We start from the raw sequence: 18,615 nt of genomic DNA, 5'->3' as shown, positions 1-18,615 counted from the left end.
CGCTCACTAGTGATATTTGAACCGCGAATTTCAAGCCCGCAACAACCGGCTTTTATTCGGAGGGCACGTATTCTACAACTTCCAGGTCGAAACCGGATATCGCATTAAATTTCATCGGCGCACTCATCAGGCGCATTTTACGTACGCCCAGGTCGCGCAGGATCTGCGAACCGGCACCGACGATGCTGTAGGTGGTCGGTTTTTTCGCAGGCGCGTGCTCGGCCGTTTCGCGGATATGCGCCAGCAGCACGTCGCCGTCCAGCGGGTGGCCCAGCAACAGCACCACGCCGCTGCCGGCCTCGGCCACCGTGGCCATCGCGGCCCGCAGGCTCCAGCGGCCAGGCTGCTTGACCATCAGCAGGTCGCGCAGCGGGTCCATGTTGTGCACGCGAACCAGGGTCGGCTCTTCGGCGCAGATGTTGCCCAGGGTCAGCGCCATGTGCACGTCGCCTTCCACCGAATCACGGTAGGTCACCAGGTTGAACTGGCCCAATTCGCTGTCCAGCGGCTGCTCGGCAATCCGCTGAACGGTACGTTCGTGGATCATCCGGTAGTGAATCAGGTCGGCGATGGTGCCGATCTTGATGTTGTGTTCGGCGGCGAAGGCTTCCAGCTCGGCGCGACGGGACATGGTGCCGTCGTCGTTCATCACTTCGCAGATCACCCCGCTCGGCTCGAAACCGGCCATGCGCGCCAGGTCGCAGGCGGCTTCGGTGTGACCGGCGCGAGCCAGGGTGCCACCCGGCTGGGCCATCAGCGGGAAGATATGGCCCGGGCTGACGATGTCTTCGGCCTTGGCGTCCTTGGCGGCAGCCGCCTGCACCGTGCGCGCACGGTCGGCGGCGGAGATGCCGGTGGTCACGCCGGTGGTGGCCTCGATGGACACGGTGAACTTGGTGCCGAACCCGGAACCGTTGCGCGGCGCCATCAAGGGCAGCTTGAGCAGCTCGCAACGCTCGCGGCTCATCGGCATGCAGATCAGGCCGCGGGCGTGCTTGGCCATGAAGTTGATGTGCTCGGCCTTGCAGCACTCGGCGGCCATGATCAGGTCGCCTTCGTTCTCGCGGTCTTCGTCATCCATGAGGATGACCATCTTGCCTTGGCGGATGTCTTCAACCAGTTCTTCGATGCTGTTGAGCGCCACGCGGCACCCCCCTTCTTTCAAAATTTGAGGTTCAGGATTTGAGGTAGCCGTTAGCGGCCAGAAAACTTTCGGTAATGCCGCCGCTCGAAGGCTCCGCGGCCTTGTCGCCCAGCAGCAGGCGCTCCAGGTAACGCGCCAGCAGGTCGACCTCGAGGTTGACCTGACGGCCCGGCCGGTAGTCGGCCATGATGGTTTCGGCCAGCGTGTGCGGGACGATGGTCAGCTCGAACTCGGCGCCATTGACCGCGTTGACCGTCAGGCTGGTGCCGTCGACGGTGATCGAGCCTTTGTGGGCGATGTACTTGGCCAGGTCCTTGGGCGCGCGGATGCGGAACTGGATGGCGCGGGCATTTTCTTCCCGGGCCACCACCTCGCCGACACCGTCGACGTGGCCGCTGACCAGATGGCCGCCCAGGCGGGTGGTCGGAGTCAGGGCCTTTTCCAGGTTGACCCGGCTGCCGGCCTTCAATTGATGGAAAGCGGTGCAATCCAGGGTCTCGCGGCTGACGTCGGCCCAGAAGCCGTCGCCCGGCAGTTCCACCGCCGTCAGGCAGACGCCGTTCACCGCGATGCTGTCGCCCAGCTTCACGTCGCCCAGGTCGAGCTTGCCGGTTTCCACATACACCCGCACATCGCCGCCTTTGGGGCTCAATGCGCGGATGCTGCCGATGGATTCGATGATGCCTGTAAACATGGAGTCCTCCTCGAGAACAGGGTCGCCGCGTGGCGAAGGCCCGAAATTATACGCTCGCTGCTGGCAGAGGAATGGCAATGACTCGCCAGTCATCGCCTACGGCGCGCATTTCAATGATTTTCAGCTGCGGCGCCTCGCGCATCTGCGTCAGCGGCCAGTCGAGCAGCGGTCGCGCCGAGGAACCAAGGAACTTGCCGGCGACAAAGATCTGGTACTCGTCCACCAAGCCTTGCTGGGCAAATGCGCCCGCCAGGCGCGGGCCGGCTTCCACCAGCACCTCGTTGACGCCGCGGGCGGCCAGCTCGCTCAGCAGCCGACGCAGGTCCACCTGGCCATCGGCACCCGGCACGATCAGGCATTCCGGACCGTTGGCGTACTGTTCCTCCACCGCGGCGCAGGTAGCGACCAGCGCCGGCCCCGCCTTGAAGAAGGGCGCATCGAGCGGTACCCGCAGGCGGCCGTCGATCAATACGCGCAAGGGTGGACGGCTCATGGCCAGGGCGGTCTGTTCCGCGTCCAGCCCCAGTTCCTCGGCACGCACGGTCAGTCGGGCGTTGTCCGCCAGCACCGTGTCGGCACCGGTCAACACCACGCTGGCCTCGGCCCGCAGGCGCTGCACCGCGGAACGCGCGGCGGGGCCGGTGATCCACTGGCTTTCGCCGCTGGCCATGGCGGTGCGCCCGTCCAGGCTCATGGCCAGCTTGACCCGCACGAACGGCAGGCCGTGTTCCATGCGCTTGAGGAAACCCCGGTTGAGCGCCCGCGCTTCCTGCTCCATCACCCCACTGTGGGTGGCGATGCCGGCCTGGGCCAGGCGCTGCAGGCCACGGCCGGCGACTTCCGGGTTGGGGTCCTGCATCGCCGCCACGACCCGCGCCACGCCGGCATCCACCAAGGCATCGGCGCACGGCGGCGTACGGCCGTGATGGCTGCAGGGCTCGAGGGTCACGTAAGCGGTGGCGCCACGGGCGTTGGCACCGGCGGCACGCAAGGCGTGGACTTCGGCATGGGGCTCGCCGGCCCGCACATGCCAGCCTTCGCCGACGACCTGGCCGTCGCGCACGATCACGCAACCGACCCGCGGATTGGGGTGAGTGCTGAAGCGGCCTTTGGCGGCCAGCTCCAGGGCTCGCGCCATGTAGTGGGCGTCGAGTACCGCCTGTTCGCCGGAGATGTTCATTCTTTGCCCGGCTCGCGGGCGAGACGGTCGATCTCTTCGCGGAACTCGTTGAGATCCTGGAAGCGCCGGTAGACCGAGGCGAAGCGGATATAAGCCACTTCATCGAGCTTTTGCAGCTCGGCCATCACCAGTTCGCCAACGACCAGGGATTTGACCTCGCGCTCGCCGGTGGCGCGCAGCTTGTGCTTGATATGCACCAGCGCGGCTTCCAGGCGCTCGACGCTGACCGGGCGTTTTTCCAGGGCGCGCTGCATGCCAGCGCGGAGTTTTTCTTCGTCGAAGGGCTGACGGCTGCCGTCAGTCTTGATCAGGCGCGGCAACACCAGTTCGGCAGTTTCGAAAGTGGTGAAACGTTCACCGCAGGCCAGGCATTCACGCCGGCGGCGCACCTGTTCGCCTTCGGCGACCAGACGCGAGTCGATGACCTTGGTGTCGTTGGCACCGCAGAAGGGACAGTGCATGGTGGCAGGCAACAAAAAAAGGGAGGGCCATGGTAGCGCATCCCACTGGCAAGACAAGCCATAGCCTTTACGGTATACAGACCGACTATTATGTTTTGCACATGGAATTTCGCCTTGTTGGAGCTTCGCATGCCACTACGACCGCTCGTTCTGCTCAGCCTTTTCAGCCTGCTGGTGGCTTGCAGCAGCGACGCCCCGAAACCGGCCGCCTCCACCGTGCCGCCCCAGCAGAGTGTGAAAAAAGCCCGTGAATCCACCGACCTCGGCCCGCTGCCGGCCTACCAGCGTGAACTGAGCGGGACCCTACAGGGCGTACCGAGCGGTGCCGAAGTGGAACTGGCGCTGCTGGTGATCGACGAGCGCGGCCGGCCGCAACGTTTGCTGGCCAGCAGCAACCTGATCGGCAACAACAAGATCCTGCCGTTTCGCCTGCGCTTCAACCCCGACGTCTTCCCGGTGGGCGCCCGCGTCGAACTGCGCGGCCGCGCCAGCCAGTCCGGCCAGTTGATCCTGCACCTGCCGGCGCGACTCATCACCCAGCCGACCACCCAGGCCGTGGGCCAGCTGCAATTTGTCAAAGCACCATGACCCCACCGCTCGACCTGCAACGTGCCCTGAGCGACCTGCTGGGCGATGCCCAGCTGGTGGCCTGCGAACTGCCGGACACCGAGCTGAAGCTGTGGTTGATCGATGCCGACAATATGAACCGCGCCTTCACCCCGGAAGAAACCCGGCGAATCCTCCACGAACCGCCGTACTGGAGTTTCTGCTGGGCCAGCGGCCTGGCCCTGGCGCGCTACCTGGCCGAGCGGCCGCAGTGGGTGCAAGGCAAGCGGGTACTGGATTTCGGCGCCGGCTCCGGCGTGGCCGGCATCGCGGCGCTGAAGGCCGGCGCGCTGGAAGTGGTGGCCTGCGATCTCGACCCGCTGGCCATTGCCGCCTGCCGGGCGAATGCCGCGCTCAATGGGGTTGAACTGGGTTACTCCACGGACTTCTTCGCGGAAGCCGACCGCTTCGACCTGATCCTGGTGGCCGACGTGCTCTATGACCGTGCCAACCTGCCGCTGCTGGATGAATTCCTCAGCCGCGGACGCCAGGCGCTGGTGGCGGACTCCCGGGTCAAGGACTTCCAGCATCCGCTGTACCGACGCCTGGAAATGCTCCACGCCCTGACCCTGCCGGATCTGGCCGAGCCCTGGGAGTTCCGCGATGTGAGCCTGTATCACGCGCAGCGTGATTGATAGAGGACGGGCCACGTTGTGGCCTATCGCGGGCAAGCCTCGCTCCTACAAAAGAAACGCCGCCTGTAGGAACGAGGCTTGCCCGCGAAACAATCTAGCGGTCACCCCATGCCCCGCTTTCAGCCGCCCCCCGCCAAGCCTTATAGTGGTTCCATTCACGTTTTTTCGAGATCCCCCATGAGTCAGGACACGCCGTACATTTTCGACGCCAGCACCGCCGACTTCGACCAGTCGGTGATCGAGAACTCGTTCCACAAGCCGGTATTGGTGGATTTCTGGGCCGAATGGTGCGCGCCCTGCAAGGCGCTGATGCCGATGCTGCAACAGATCGCCGAGAGCTATCAGGGCGAGCTGCTGCTGGCCAAGGTCAACTGCGATATCGAGCAGGACATCGTCGCCCGCTTCGGCATTCGCAGCCTGCCGACCGTGGTGCTGTTCAAGGACGGCCAGCCGGTGGACGGCTTTGCCGGGGCGCAACCGGAATCCGCGGTGCGCACCATGCTCGAACCCCATGTGCAGATGCCGCCGCCCAAGGCCGCCGATCCGCTGGAACTGGCTGAAGCGCTGTTCGCCGAAGGCCGCATCGCCGAGGCCGAGGCCACGCTGAAAGTGCTGCTGGGCGAAGACAACAGCAACGCCAAGGCGCTGATCCTCTACGCCCGCTGCCTGGCCGAACGCGGTGAATTGGGCGAAGCTCAGACCGTGCTCGACGCGGTTACCGGCGATGAGCACAAGGCTGCGCTGGCCGGGGCCAAGGCGCAGATCACCTTCCTCAAGCAGGCCGCCGACCTGCCGGACAGCGCCGACCTGAAAAGCCGCCTGGCGCAGAACCCGCAGGACGACGAGGCCGTGTATCAGCTGGCCATCCAGCAACTGGCGCGCCAGCAGTACGACGCGGCGCTGGATGCGCTGCTCAAGCTGTTCATCCGCAACCGCGGCTACAACGAAGGCCTGCCGCACAAGACCTTGCTGCAAGTGTTCGAGCTGCTGGGCAACGATCACCCGCTGGTGACCACCTACCGCCGCAAGCTGTTCGCCGCGCTGTACTGATTCATAGCTGATAACCGCGCCGGCTTATCGCAAGCCGGCTCAGCCCTCGCCTACTCGATCCAGCTGTAGAGCGGCGTATCGCCGCCGCTCACTACCTTGACCTGTGCGCTATGGCGCAGGCGCACCAGCAGGCGCTTGCCCGCCGCGGCGCTGCCGGTCAGGCCTTCCAATTGCTCCAGCAGATCCGGGCCACTCAATTGCCCGGCCTTGCGCAGCAAGTCCCTGGCGATCTGCCACAGCGCATCGTCCTGGCTCGCCGGCTTGGCCACGGGCGCACCGCTTTCGGCTTTGGCCGCCTGCAACGGCGCCCCCAGCCGGGCACTCAGCTGATCCCAGTCGGCCTCGTCCAGTTCCAGGGTCAAATCCACCGGCCATTCGCCGATGCTTCCACGAATCCGCACCATCGCTCTGCTCCCGATCTTTTCTGACGAGCATGCTCCCATGCGTCTTGCGCAACGCCAAGCAGGCGGTCAAACTCTCGCCACTCTTGTTATAAGATTACATAACATTTTTTTCATGTTCGCTCCGGAGACTTGCCATGCGTCGTCTGCTGCTCGCCCTGCCGTTCGCCCTGTTGCCCCTGGCCATCGCTCACGCGGCCGAAAAACACGATCACGACCATGAGCACGGCAGCCTCGGCGCTCACGAGCATGGCGTGTCTCGCCTGAACGCCGCGCTGGACGGCCAGACCCTGGAGCTGGAACTGGAAAGCCCGGCGATGAACCTGGTGGGTTTCGAACACGCCGCCAGCACCGACGCGGACAAGGCCAAGGTCGACGCCGTGCGGGCCCAGCTGGAAAAACCCCTGGCGCTGTTCAGCCTGCCGCCCGCCGCCGGTTGCGTGGTGGCGCAACAGGAACTGGAAAGCCCGCTGTTCGGCGACAAGCCCGAGGATCACGACGAAGACCATGACGAAGCGAAGGACGCCAACGGCCACGAGCATCACCACGAACACAGCGAGATCCATGCGCACTACCAGTTCACCTGTGCCACGCCGGGTGCGCTGAAAAGCCTGGACCTGGCCGGCGTGTTCAAGACCTTCCCCGCTACCCAGAAAATTCAGGTACAACTCATCTCGCCAAGTGGCCAGCAAGGCGTGGAAGCGACCTCCAAGGCCGCCAGCCTGAAGTTCTGACCGCGACTCCTGTAGCCGCTGCCACAGGCTGCGATCGAGCCCGAAGGGGTCGTTGCTCTTGAGGCCCCCGGAAGGTTCTGCGGACCTTATCGCAGCCTTCGGCAGCGGCTACAAAACTCACACCATGATCGGCCCAACATGACCCAAGCACTTATCCAATTGTCCGACCTGGGCTTCAGCTGGCCCGGCCATCCGCAGTTGCTGGATATCCCGGCATTTCGCCTGGAAGCGGGTGAAACACTGTTCCTCAAGGGCCCCAGCGGCAGCGGCAAGACCACCCTGCTCGGCTTGCTCGGCGGCGTGCAGAAACCCGATTGCGGCAGCATCCGCCTGCTGGGCCAGGAGCTGACCGAACTCTCGGCCGGCGCCCGCGACCGCTTCCGGGTCGATCACACCGGCTACATCTTCCAGCAATTCAACCTGCTGCCATTTCTCTCGGTGCGCGAGAACGTCGAGCTGCCCTGCCACTTCTCCAAATTGCGCGCCGGCCGCGCCGTGCAGCGCCACGGCAGTGTCGACCAGGCAGCGGCCACCCTGCTCGCCCACCTGGGGTTGAAAGACCCCGACCTGCTCGAACGCCGCGCCGACTCGCTGTCCATCGGCCAGCAACAACGGGTCGCCGCCGCCCGCGCACTGATTGGCCAGCCGGAACTGGTGATCGCCGACGAGCCGACCTCGGCGCTGGACTACGACGCCCGCGAAGCCTTTATCCGCCTGTTGTTCGCCGAATGCCGCGAGGCCGGGGCCAGCCTGTTGTTCGTCAGTCACGACCAGAGCCTGGCGCCGCTGTTCGATCGCAACCTGTCGCTGGCCGAACTCAATCGCGCCGCCACGCCCGCAGAGGTCTGAGATGTATCTGTTCCGTCTAGCCATGGCCAGCCTGGCTAACCGCCGCTTCACCGCGATCCTCACCGCCTTCGCCATCGCCCTGTCGGTCTGCCTGCTGCTGGCGGTCGAGCGGGTGCGCACCGAAGCCCGCGCCAGTTTCGCCAGCACCATCAGCGGCACCGACCTGATCGTCGGCGCCCGCTCCGGTTCGGTGAACCTGCTGCTGTATTCGGTGTTCCGCATCGGCAACGCCACCAACAACATTCGCTGGGACAGCTTCGAGCATTTCGCCAATAGCCCGAAAGTGAAATGGGCGATCCCGATTTCCCTCGGCGATTCCCATCGCGGCTACCGGGTGATGGGCACCACCGAGGCCTACTTCGAGCACTACCAATACGGCCACCAGCAGAACCTGCAACTGGCCAGCGGCCGCGAGTTCGCCAGCGATCCGTTCGAAGTGGTGCTCGGCGCCGAAGTCGCCGAGGCCCTGCATTACAAGCTCGGTGACAAGCTGGTGCTGGCCCACGGCGTGGCAGCCATCAGCCTGGTCAAGCACGACGACAAACCCTTCACCGTGGTCGGCATCCTCAAGCGCACCGGCACCCCGGTGGACCGCACGCTGCACATCAGCCTCGGCGGCATGGAGGCGATCCACATCGACTGGCACAACGGCGTGCCGGCCCAGGGCAACGGCCGCATCAGCGCCGACCAGGCACGCAACATGGACCTGACGCCGCAAGCGATCACCGCCTTCATGCTCGGCCTGAACAGCAAGATCGCCACTTTCGCCGTGCAGCGCGAGATCAACGAATACCGCGGCGAACCGATGCTGGCGATCCTGCCCGGGGTCGCCCTGCAAGAGCTGTGGAGCCTGATGGGCACCGCGGAAAAAGCCTTGTTCGTGGTGTCGTTGTTCGTGGTACTGACCGGCCTGATCGGCATGCTCACGGCGATCCTCACCAGCCTCAACGAGCGCCGCCGGGAGATGGCGATCCTGCGTTCGGTCGGCGCCCGCCCCTGGCATATCGCGACTTTGCTGGTGCTGGAAGCCTTCGCCCTGGCGCTGTTCGGCGTGCTCGCCGGGCTCGGCCTGCTGTACCTGGGCATCGCCCTGGCCCAGGGTTATGTGCAGTCGACCTACGGCCTGTACCTGCCGCTGGCCTGGCCGAGCGAGTATGAGTGGACGCTGCTCGGCGGTATCCTGATCGCCGCCCTGCTGATGGGCAGCGTGCCGGCCTGGCGCGCCTACCGACAATCGCTGGCCGATGGCCTGTCCATCCGTTTATGAGGTCTCTAGTCATGAGGAGCTCCGGCATGCCCCGTGCCCTGCTTGCGCTGTTGATGCTGGTCGCCCTGCCACTGTGGGCCGCCGAACCGCGGGACCTGGCCTGGTCGGAAATGATCCCGCCGGACGCGCCGGCGGAAGTGCCGAACATGAAGCCGTTGCACGACCTGTCGCAGATGAGCGACGCCCTGGCCGCCGAGTCCGCCCCGGCGGCCAAGCAGGAGATGCCCAACGCCCCGGTGGTGCAGAGCCTGGACGGCCTGTCGGTGCGCCTGCCCGGCTACATAGTGCCGCTGGAAGTCAGTGAGGAAGGCCGCACCACGGAGTTTCTGCTGGTGCCGTATTTCGGCGCCTGTATCCACGTACCGCCACCGCCCTCGAACCAGATCGTGCACGTGAAAAGCGAGGTCGGCGTGAAGCTCGACGAGCTGTATCAGCCGTACTGGATCGAGGGGCCGATGCAGGTCAAGGCGTCCACCAGCGACATCGCCGACGCGGGTTACCAGATGGAAGCGCAGAAGATCTACGTGTACGAATTGCAGGAGTGAACCGTCGGTTTTGCAGTGCCGTACATGACCTCATCGCGAGCAAGCTCGCTCCTACAGGGAACTGCATTGTTCATGTAGGAGCGAGCTTGCTCGCGATCGATTCCAAAGCGCCCGGAGCGCCCCCCGAGCGCCTCGCTCCCACGCTGATCCGGTTTTCATTGAGCTGAGTCAAAGCCTGTTCCTTGACGATCCTTACCATTGGACCTAGCCAACTCGAATCGTCCTTTGGAGCTCCCATGCACAAGTCCCTGCTCAGCGCCTCCCTGTTCGCGCTCGCGCTCGCCGCCCCGCTCGCCCACGCCCACGAAGCGGGCGACATCATCGTTCGCGCCGGTGCCATCACCGTCAATCCGAAAGCCGACAGCGGCGACGTCAAGGTCGACCGCGGTCCGTTGGCCGGTGCCAACCTCGGCGGCAAGGCGACCATGAGCAGCGACACCCAGCTGGGCCTGAACTTCGCCTACATGCTGACCAACAACATCGGCATCGAACTGCTCGCGGCCACGCCGTTCGAGCATGACGTGAAACTCAAGGGCACCGCGCTGGACGCCGCCAACGGCAAGCTCGGTACCCTCAAGCACCTGCCACCGACCCTGAGCGTCGTGTACTACCCGCTGGACCACAAGGCCGCTTTCCAGCCTTACGTGGGTGCCGGTATCAACTACACCTGGATCTATGACGAACACGTCGGCAGCCGCGCCAGCGCCGCCGGTTTCGACAACTTCCGGGCGAAGAACTCCTGGGGCCTGGCCTGGCAGGTCGGTGCCGACTACATGCTGACCGACAACGTGATGATCAACGCCCAGGTGCGTTACGTGGACATCGACACCACCGCCTACGTGAACAACAACGCGGTCGCCGGCGGCACCCGGGCCAAGGTCGACGTGGACGTCGATCCATGGGTCTACATGGTCGGCCTGGGCTACAAGTTCTAAATCGGCCAGACAAAAAAAGGCGCCTGCAAAGGCGCCTTTTTTCATCGCTGGGGGAAAGCTCAGAGGCCCAGCAAACGTGCCAGCCCGACGCTCATCGGGGTCGGCTCGGGGAACTTGAAGCGCTGCAACAGACGCTGGTTGTTCGCCCGCGAATGGCGAATATCCCCTGAACGCGCCGGGCCGTAGCTGATCGGTGGCAACTGCCCCACCACCTCGCCCAGGGCCTCGAGCAATTGCTTGAGGGTGGTGGCCTGGTTCAGGCCGACATTCACCGCGCCGACTTCCAGCTGCGGCATTTCCAGGGACTGCACCAGCACGTCCACCAGGTCTTCGACATACATGAAATCGCGGGTCTGCTCACCATCGCCGAATACGGTGATCGGCAGGCCTTTCTGCGCACGCTCGCAAAAGATGCTGATGACCCCGGAGTACGGCGAGGACGGATCCTGGCGCGGCCCGAAGATGTTGAAGAAGCGGAAGATCGCCGGCTCCAGGCCATGCTGGCGGCGATAGAAATCAAGGTAGTACTCGCTGGCCAGCTTGTCCGACGCATAGGGCGTCAGTGGCGCCTTGGGCGTGTCTTCGTCGATCGATTCGCCCTCGCCATTGTTGCCATAGACCGCCGCGCTGGAGGCGAACAGCACGCGCTTGACGCCGGCCTGGCGCATGGCCTCGCAGACGTTGAGGGTGCCGATGAAGTTGCTCTGGTGGGTACGCACCGGATCGTCCACCGAGGCCTGTACCGAAGCGACCGCCGCCAGGTGCGCGACCGCACGGCAGCCACTCATCGCCCGCGCCACCAGGGCCGCATCGGCGACGTCGCCTTCGATCAGTTCGACCCGCGGGTTATCCAGCGGCAGGTTGCTGGGTTTACCAGTGGACAGATCATCGAGGATCCGCACCGAGTAGCCCTTGGCGAGCAAAGCGTCGGTCAGGTGCGAACCGATGAAACCGGCACCGCCGGTGATCAGAATTGGGCCATCAGCCATGACGATAAAACCTATCCAGTAGAGCCGGGAGCGCCGCGCGCCAGGCACGTGGCTTGATCCCGAAGGTGTGCAGAATTTTCTTGCAGGCCAGCACCGCGTGCTGCGGTTCTTCGGCGGCGTCCGGCCGGGCGGCGTGGGCCTGGGCGGTCGGCGCCTCGATAGCCAGCGGATGCAGGCTGCGGGCCTCGGTGAGGATCGCCTGGCCCAGCGCCAGCGGCGTGGTCGCCTCATGGCCGGCGTAGTGGTAGGTGCCCCACAGCGGCGCGGCGCAATCGAGTTGCTTGAGCACGGAAATGATCACCCGGGCGGCATCGTCCACCGGCGTCGGGTTGCCGCGGCGGTCGTCGGCCAGCAGCAGCTCTTCGGGCTGCTCGGCACGCGCCAGGAAACGCCCCAGGGTGCCTTCGGCGCTGTCGTCCAGCAGCCAGCCGAAACGCAGCAGCACATGCTGCGGGCAGGTGGCCCGCACATTCTGCTCGATCCGCCACAAGGCCTGGCCACGCAGACCCAGCGGTACCGGTTCGTCCTTTTCGCTGTAGGCGGTGGCCCGCGAACCGTCGAACACGCGGTAGCTGGAAGGCTGCAGAAGAATGATGTTGTGATGCTGGCACAGCTCGGAAAGCCGCTCGACCGCCCGTTCCTGGCTGGCCAGGCGTGCCTCGGGGACACTCTCCGCCTGGAACCAGTCGAAGTAGTACGCAAGGTTGATCAAGGCATCCGGACGGGTGTCGTCGAGCAGTTGCGTCAGGCTCGCGGCATCCCAGCCGTCTTGCGGCGGACGGGGGGCAAGGAAACCGATGTCTTCCTCTGCACCGAGGCGAATCAGCGCCTGCCCAAGGGCATTTCCGCCGCCCAGTAACATAAGGCGCATTCGCATAGAGTCAGCAGGCCCAATCTGTTCGGAACGATGGTTTGAGTCGGCCAGACCCGCGGGTTTGGCCATGAATAGTGCTCAGAATCGTTGCATTTTGCGGGTTTCCGGCGCAACCGTCACTGAGAAAGTGTAGCGCCGTCGGTCATACCGTCCCTCTGTAGCCGCTGCCGAGCCCCGCAAGGCTGCGATCGGCAACGCAGTTGCCGCAAACCCTGAGTCCGCGATCTGTCTGGAAAATCGCATTGGCTGGTTTTACGACCGCTACGTCGGAATGCCGCCCAGCTCGATCGCAGCCTGCGGCAGCGGCTATAGAGTACGTGGTGTCCGTGTAGCCACTGACGAGACAGCCTTGCAACTTCGCCCCGGCGGTCGCATAACGTTGTGCATGAACCTTCCCCAGATCCCCGCCGACGCCCTGCCGGGTTTCCACCCCGCGGTCAGCGCCTGGTTCAACAGCTGCTTCCCGGCGGCGACCGCCGCCCAGGCCCGGGCCTGGCCGCTGATCCGCCAGCGCCGCTCGACCCTGATTGCCGCGCCCACCGGCTCGGGCAAGACCCTGACCGCCTTCCTCGCGGTGATCGACGAGCTGGTGCATCGTGGCCTGGAAAATGGTGGCACGCTGCCGGAGCAGACCCTGGTGGTGTACGTCTCGCCGCTCAAGGCCCTGAGCAACGATATCCAGATCAACCTGCAGGACCCGCTGGCCGGGATTACCCAACAGCTCGAACGCATGGGCCTGCCACAGTTGCGCATCAGCACCGCGGTGCGCACCGGCGACACCCCGCAAAAAGACCGCAGCGCCATGCGCAAGAGCGCGCCGCATATCCTGGTGACCACCCCCGAATCGCTGTATGTGCTGCTGGGCTCGGCCTCTGGCCGGCAGATGCTGGCCAGCACGCGCACGGTAATAGTCGACGAGATCCACGCCATCGCCGCCAGTAAGCGCGGCAGCCACCTGGTGTTGAGCCTGGAGCGCCTGCAAGCGCTGTGTGGCGAACCACTGACGCGCATCGGCTTGTCGGCCACGCAGAAGCCCATCGAAGCGGTGTCGCGTTTCCTGGTCGGTCATGAACGCCCCTGCGAGATCGTCGACATCGGACACGCCCGGCCCCGGGACCTGGCCATCGAAGTGCCGCCCGTGCCGCTGTCGGCGGTCATGGCCAACGACGTCTGGGAGCTGGTCTACGAACGCATCGCCGAGCTGGCGCGGGAACACCGCACCACCCTGGTGTTCGTCAACACCCGGCGCCTGGCCGAACGCCTGAGCCGTCACCTGAGCAAGCGCCTGGGCAAGGACGCGGTGGCCGCCCACCACGGCAGCCTGGCCAAGGAGTTTCGCCTGGACGCCGAACAACGCCTCAAGCGCGGCGATTTGCAGGTGCTGATCGCCACCGCCTCGCTGGAGCTGGGCATCGATATCGGCGATGTCGATCTGGTGTGCCAGGTCGGCTCGCCGCGCTCGATCTCGGCGTTCCTGCAAAGGGTCGGGCGCTCCGGACACCAGGTCGGCGGCACGCCCAAGGGCCGCCTGTTCGCCCTGACCCGCGACGACCTGATCGAATGCGCCGCCCTGCTCGACTGCGTGCACCGCGGCGAGCTCGACACCCTGCAGATCCCCAGGGCGCCGCTGGATGTGCTGGCGCAGCAGATCGTCGCCGAAGTCAGCAACCAGGAATGGCAGGAACAGCCGCTGCTGGCAATGATCCGCCGCGCCTCGCCCTACAGCGACCTCGACGAAGGGCATTTCCAGGCGCTGCTGTGCATGCTCGCCGAGGGCTACAACGGGCGCCAGGGCATCCGCAGCGCCTACCTGCATCGCGATGCCGTCAACCGTAGCCTGCGCGGCCGGCGGGGCAGCCAGCTGACGGCGGTGACCAGTGGCGGCACCATCCCCGACAACGCCGACTACGCCGTGCTGCTGGAGCCCCAGGCGCTGAATATCGGCAGCGTTAACGAAGACTTCGCGGTGGAAAGCATCGCCGGCGATGTGTTTCAGCTGGGCAACACCTCGTACCGTATCCTGCGGGTGGAAACCGGCCGGGTGCGGGTCGAGGACGCCCATGGCCAGCCGCCGACCATTCCGTTCTGGCTTGGCGAAGCCCCCGGGCGCAGCGCCGAACTGTCGTTTGCCGTGGCGCGCCTGCTGGCCCGGCTCGACGCACTGCTCGGCGCCACGCCCGGCCAGTTGCAGCCGGCCCTCGACTGGCTGGGCGACAGCCTTGGCCTGGACGCCGCCAGCGCCGAACAACTGGTCGACTACCTGGCCCGCGCACGCCAGAGCCTGGGCGCGCTGCCGTCCCAGGACACGCTGATCATGGAGCGCTTTTTCGATGAGTCCGGCGGCACCCAACTGATCATCCACACGCCGTTCGGCAGCCGGATCAACCGCGCCTGGGGCCTGGCGCTGCGCAAGCGCTTCTGCCGCACCTTCAACTTCGAACTGCAGGCCGCCGCCAGCGAAGACGCCATCGTGCTGTCGCTGTCCACCAGCCACAGTTTCGAGCTCGACGAAGTCTGGCGTTACCTGCACAGCAACAGCGCCGAACACATCCTGGTCCAGGCCGTGCTGGACGCGCCGCTGTTCGGCGTGCGCTGGCGCTGGAATGCCGGGGTGGCTCTGGCGCTGCCGCGCTTTGTCGGCGGGCGCAAGGTAGCGCCGCAGATCCAGCGGATGAAAAGCGAAGACCTGATCGCCAGCGTGTTTCCCGACCAGATCGCTTGCCTGGAAAACCTCGCCGGCGAACGGCAGATTCCCGATCACCCGCTGGTGGAGCAGACCCTGGACGACTGCCTGCACGAAGCCATGGACAGCGAGGGCTGGCTGAAGCTGTTGCGGCGCATGGAACGCGGCGAGTTGCGCCTGATCAGCCGCGACCTGCCGGCGCCCTCTCCCCTGGCCGCGGAGATCCTCAGCGCCCGGCCTTACACCTTCCTCGACGATGCGCCTTTGGAAGAGCGGCGGACCCAGGCCGTGCTCAGCCGCCGCTGGAGCGACCCCGAATCCAGCGACGACCTTGGCGCCCTGGATGCCGAGGCCATCCAGTCGGTGCGCGAGGAAGCCTGGCCCGCCCCCGGCAACCCGGATGAAATGCATGAAGCACTGATGAGCCTGGCCTGTATCGGCGAGCACGAGGCCCAGGCCAACCCGCGATGGACTGATTGGCTGCAAGCCCTGGCGGACAGCGGCCGCGCCAGCCGGTTGCAGATCGACGACAAGCAGGCCCTGTGGCTGGCCGTTGAGCGCCTGGGTTGCCTGCGGGCGATTTATCCACAGGCGCCGCTGCAACCGGTCCTCGAGGCTCTGCCCGGCTTCGATGAGCAATGGCAGCGCGATGAAGCGCTGCTGGAGGTGATTCGAGCCCGGCTCAGCGGCTTCGGCCCCTTGCCGCTGGAGAGCATCGCCGCGCCCCTGGGCCTGAGCACCAGCGAGGTCGCCCAGGTCCTGGCGCAACTGGAAGGTGAAGGTTATGTGCTGCGCGGCCGCTTCAGCCCCGGCGAGACTCGGGAGGAGTGGTGCGAACGGCATCTGCTGGCGCGGATTCATCGCTACACCGTCAAACGCCTGCGCCGGGAGATCGAACCGGTATCGCTGCAGGACTTGATGCGCTTTCTGTTCGACTGGCAGCACCTGTCCAGCTCCACCCAGGGCCAGGGCAGCGCCATGCTGGCGCAGACGGTCGCCCAGTTCGAGGGCTATGCCGCCGCAGCCGGTGCCTGGGACAGCGACCTGCTGCCGGCGCGGATCAAGGATTACTCCGCCACCTGGCTGGATGAGCTGTGCCGCAACGGCAAGGTGGTCTGGAGCCGCCTCAGCGCCCCGCACAAAGCCGCTGGTGCAACCTTGCGCAACACGCCGATCGTGTTGCTGCCCCGCAGCCAGGTCGCGCTGTGGAGCGGTTTGGGCGCGCAACCCGACAGCAGCGAGCTGTCGCCCAAGGCACAGAAGGTCCATGAAGCCTTGAGCCAGCACGGCGCCTTGTTCTTCGATGAGTTACAGCACGAAGCCCATGTCCTGCGCACCGAACTGGAGATCGCCCTGCAGGAACTGGTGGCCGCCGGGCTGGTAAATGCCGACAGTTTTGCCGGCCTGCGCGCCTTGATCACCCCGGCCAGCAAGCGCCAGGCCCGCAGCAGCCGACGCGGGCGCGGAGCGCTGGTCGGCGGCATGGACGATGCGGGGCGTTGGGCCCTGCTACGGCGCCCGTCGCAGGTGCTGGAGGGCGTCGGCAGCCATGCGCAGGCACTCCCACCGGACACCCTGGAACACATCGCCATGACCCTGTTGCGACGTTATGGCGTGGTGTTCTGGCGCCTGCTGGAGCGCGAGGCCGACTGGCTGCCGAGCTGGCGCGAACTGCTGCGCACTTTCCATCGGCTGGAGGCCCGCGGCGAAATCCGTGGCGGGCGTTTTGTCAGCGGCCTGGCCGGCGAGCAGTTCGCCCTGCCCGAGGCCATCGCCCTGTTGCGCGAAGTTCGCCGGCGCCCGCTGGATGGCAGCCTGATCGCGGTGTGTGGCGTCGACCCGCTGAACCTCGCCGGCACCTTGCTGCCCGGGCCGAAGGTCCCGGCCCTGGCCGGCAACCGGCTGGTGTACCGCGACGGCCTGCCCGCGGCCGCCGAGATCGCCGGCAAACAGCATTTCTGGCTGGACCTCGAGCCGCAGGCCAGCCTTGAGTTGCGGACTCGGTTGATTCGCCACTGACGCCTGAGCGCGATCAGGCTGGTACATCGCGCCGCGCCTATCGCGAGCAAGCTTCGCTCCTACAGAAGCCTGGCCATTCGATATTTGCTCGCAGGTCAAATATCAAATACCGAAACCGCTATTTTTCCGCACGAGTCGAATCCGGACACTGCGCTCCATTATCGAATCCACCGGAGTTGCAGCCATGCCCATTGCCTTGCTCGCGCTGACCCTCAGCGCCTTCGCCATCGGGACGACCGAGTTCGTCATCGTTGGCCTGTTACCCACCATCGGCGCCGACCTCGGCGTCAGCCTGCCGTCCGCCGGGCTGCTGGTCAGCCTGTACGCCCTGGGCGTCGCTGTCGGCGCGCCGGTGCTCACCGCGCTGACCGGCAAGGTCCCGCGCAAGTTGTTGCTGCTGTCGCTGATGGTGCTGTTCACCCTCGGCAACCTGCTGGCCTGGCAAGCGCCCAGCTATGAATCCCTGGTCCTGGCGCGCATCGTCACCGGCTTGGCCCATGGCGTGTTCTTCTCCATCGGCTCGACCATCGCCACCAGCCTGGTGCCCAAGGAGAAAGCCGCCAGCGCGATTGCCATCATGTTCACCGGCCTGACCGTGGCCCTGGTCACCGGTGTGCCGCTGGGGACCTTTATCGGCCAGCATTTCGGCTGGCGCGAAACCTTCCTCGCCGTGTCGGCGCTGGGTGTGATCGCCTTTATCGGCAGCCTGATCTACGTGCCGAAAAACATCGCCCACAGCAAACCGGCGTCCTTGCTGCAACAACTGCAAGTGCTGAAACAACCGCGCCTGCTGCTGGTGTACGCCATGACCGCGGTGGGCTACGGCGGCTCGTTCATCGCCTTCACCTTCCTCGCGCCGATTCTCCAGGACATTTCCGGCTTCAGCGCCAGCACCGTCAGCCTGGTGCTGCTGGTCTACGGGATCTCGGTCGCCGTGGGCAACATCTGGGGCGGCAAGCTGGCGGACAAGCGCGGCCCGATCAGCGCCCTGAAGATCATCTTCGCCCTGCTGGCCGGCGTGCTGTTGCTGCTCACCTTCACCGCCGGCAACCCGTGGCTGGCACTGGCCACCGTGCTGGTGTGGGGCGCCGTGGCCTTCGGCAACGTACCGGGCCTGCAGGTCTACGTGGTGCGCCAGGCCGAACACCACACCCCGCAGGCGGTAGACGTGGCCTCGGGCCTGAACATCGCCGCCTTCAACCTCGGCATCGCCGGCGGCGCCTGGGGTGGCGGCCTGATCGTCGCCCACCTGGGGCTGATCCACACCGCCTGGATCGGTGGCCTGGTGGTGCTGGGCGCCCTGGCCCTGACCGCCTGGAGCGGGCGCCTGGATCGCCTCGGCCCGGTGTACGCCGAACCGGCCGAGGGTTCGAGCCGGGTGGTGGTCGGGCACTGAGCCCGCCAGCAGGCCCCAAGCAGAAAAACGCAGCCCTGGCCGGCTAGTGCCGATCAGTTAAGGACGATAGTGGCGCCACTGTAGGAGCGAGCTTGCTCGCGATGGACCTGAGAGCGCCGCGTTCATCCACTCAACACGCGTTATCGTTAACGT

Annotated in this window: 17 protein-coding genes; 10 read left to right on the top strand and 7 right to left on the bottom strand. The window is 65.7% G+C overall.

What is annotated here, in order from left to right; translation table 11 throughout:
• Positions 1-52 precede the first annotated feature (52 nt).
• Genes ribBA through nrdR form a run of 4 tightly spaced genes read right to left on the bottom strand, consistent with a single transcriptional unit; the run spans position 53 to position 3,479 of the window.
• Positions 53-1,144 (bottom strand): bifunctional 3,4-dihydroxy-2-butanone-4-phosphate synthase/GTP cyclohydrolase II, encoded by a 1,092-nt coding sequence (gene ribBA, locus DK261_RS14355; protein ID WP_016702666.1) that lies wholly within the window; start codon positions 1,142-1,144, stop codon positions 53-55.
• Positions 1,145-1,175: 31 nt separating this feature from the next.
• A complete protein-coding gene (locus DK261_RS14350; RefSeq protein WP_009051091.1) occupies positions 1,176-1,838 on the bottom strand; it encodes a riboflavin synthase in 663 nt (220 codons plus the stop codon).
• A 46-nt stretch (positions 1,839-1,884) separates the two neighbouring features.
• Complete coding sequence (gene ribD / locus DK261_RS14345; protein ID WP_016702665.1) at positions 1,885-3,018, bottom strand: bifunctional diaminohydroxyphosphoribosylaminopyrimidine deaminase/5-amino-6-(5-phosphoribosylamino)uracil reductase RibD; 1,134 nt, start codon at positions 3,016-3,018, stop codon at positions 1,885-1,887.
• Positions 3,015-3,479 (bottom strand): transcriptional regulator NrdR, encoded by a 465-nt coding sequence (nrdR, locus tag DK261_RS14340; RefSeq protein ID WP_007924133.1) that lies wholly within the window; start codon positions 3,477-3,479, stop codon positions 3,015-3,017. Before nrdR ends, ribD begins: the two co-directional genes overlap by 4 nt.
• A 129-nt stretch (positions 3,480-3,608) precedes the next feature.
• On the opposite strand from nrdR, the gene DK261_RS14335 reads away from it, so the two are divergent.
• The 3 genes from DK261_RS14335 (at position 3,609) to trxA (ending at position 5,770) form a co-directional block, all read left to right on the top strand.
• The gene (locus DK261_RS14335) at positions 3,609-4,067 is read left to right on the top strand and encodes a hypothetical protein (RefSeq protein ID WP_009051093.1); all 459 of its coding nucleotides are present in this window, start codon (positions 3,609-3,611) and stop codon (positions 4,065-4,067) included.
• Positions 4,064-4,720, top strand: coding sequence for a methyltransferase (locus DK261_RS14330; RefSeq protein ID WP_110175877.1), 657 nt, complete (start codon positions 4,064-4,066; stop codon positions 4,718-4,720). Before DK261_RS14335 ends, DK261_RS14330 begins: the two co-directional genes overlap by 4 nt.
• Positions 4,721-4,897: 177 nt before the next feature.
• A complete protein-coding gene (gene trxA / locus DK261_RS14325; protein WP_016702662.1) occupies positions 4,898-5,770 on the top strand; it encodes a thioredoxin in 873 nt (290 codons plus the stop codon).
• Positions 5,771-5,820: 50 nt separating this feature from the next.
• Here trxA and DK261_RS14320 read toward each other — a convergent pair whose 3' ends face one another.
• Positions 5,821-6,174, bottom strand: a complete 354-nt coding sequence (locus tag DK261_RS14320) for a hypothetical protein (RefSeq protein WP_016702661.1) — start codon at positions 6,172-6,174, stop codon at positions 5,821-5,823.
• A gap of 134 nt (positions 6,175-6,308) precedes the next feature.
• Between DK261_RS14320 and DK261_RS14315 the strand changes: the two genes are divergently transcribed.
• The 5 genes from DK261_RS14315 to DK261_RS14295 all read left to right on the top strand — a co-directional run bounded on the left by DK261_RS14315 (position 6,309) and on the right by DK261_RS14295 (position 10,501).
• Positions 6,309-6,905: a DUF2796 domain-containing protein gene (locus DK261_RS14315; RefSeq protein WP_110175876.1), complete on the top strand. Its 597-nt coding sequence runs from the start codon at positions 6,309-6,311 to the stop codon at positions 6,903-6,905.
• Positions 6,906-7,043: 138 nt separating this feature from the next.
• On the top strand, positions 7,044-7,754 hold the full coding sequence (locus tag DK261_RS14310; protein WP_038635562.1) for an ABC transporter ATP-binding protein: 711 nt from the start codon (positions 7,044-7,046) through the stop codon (positions 7,752-7,754).
• A gap of 1 nt (position 7,755) precedes the next feature.
• Complete coding sequence (locus tag DK261_RS14305; RefSeq protein WP_038635565.1) at positions 7,756-9,021, top strand: ABC transporter permease; 1,266 nt, start codon at positions 7,756-7,758, stop codon at positions 9,019-9,021.
• A gap of 26 nt (positions 9,022-9,047) precedes the next feature.
• Positions 9,048-9,566, top strand: coding sequence for a DUF3299 domain-containing protein (locus DK261_RS14300; RefSeq protein ID WP_041987488.1), 519 nt, complete (start codon positions 9,048-9,050; stop codon positions 9,564-9,566).
• A gap of 236 nt (positions 9,567-9,802) precedes the next feature.
• Positions 9,803-10,501, top strand: a complete 699-nt coding sequence (locus tag DK261_RS14295) for an OmpW family protein (protein WP_009051101.1) — start codon at positions 9,803-9,805, stop codon at positions 10,499-10,501.
• Between the two features lie 59 nt (positions 10,502-10,560).
• On the opposite strand, the gene DK261_RS14290 is transcribed toward DK261_RS14295, so the two are convergent.
• On the bottom strand, positions 10,561-11,490 hold the full coding sequence (locus DK261_RS14290; RefSeq protein ID WP_009051102.1) for an NAD-dependent epimerase/dehydratase family protein: 930 nt from the start codon (positions 11,488-11,490) through the stop codon (positions 10,561-10,563).
• Complete coding sequence (locus tag DK261_RS14285; RefSeq protein ID WP_023969342.1) at positions 11,483-12,367, bottom strand: sugar nucleotide-binding protein; 885 nt, start codon at positions 12,365-12,367, stop codon at positions 11,483-11,485. Before DK261_RS14285 ends, DK261_RS14290 begins: the two co-directional genes overlap by 8 nt.
• A gap of 382 nt (positions 12,368-12,749) precedes the next feature.
• Here DK261_RS14285 and DK261_RS14280 point away from each other — a divergent pair, with 382 nt between their 5' ends.
• Together DK261_RS14280 and DK261_RS14275 are read left to right on the top strand one after the other, a co-directional pair.
• A complete protein-coding gene (locus DK261_RS14280; RefSeq protein WP_110175875.1) occupies positions 12,750-17,066 on the top strand; it encodes a DEAD/DEAH box helicase in 4,317 nt (1,438 codons plus the stop codon).
• A gap of 184 nt (positions 17,067-17,250) precedes the next feature.
• Positions 17,251-18,462: an MFS transporter gene (locus DK261_RS14275; RefSeq protein WP_101283705.1), complete on the top strand. Its 1,212-nt coding sequence runs from the start codon at positions 17,251-17,253 to the stop codon at positions 18,460-18,462.
• Positions 18,463-18,615: the final 153 nt, after the last annotated feature.

Source organism: Pseudomonas sp. RW409 (assembly GCF_003184125.1).
In the GTDB taxonomy this organism is placed as follows: domain Bacteria; phylum Pseudomonadota; class Gammaproteobacteria; order Pseudomonadales; family Pseudomonadaceae; genus Aquipseudomonas; species Aquipseudomonas chlororaphis_I.
The sequence above is the reverse complement of the archived record's forward strand: the minus strand, read 5'-3'. Positions and strand labels throughout refer to the sequence as shown.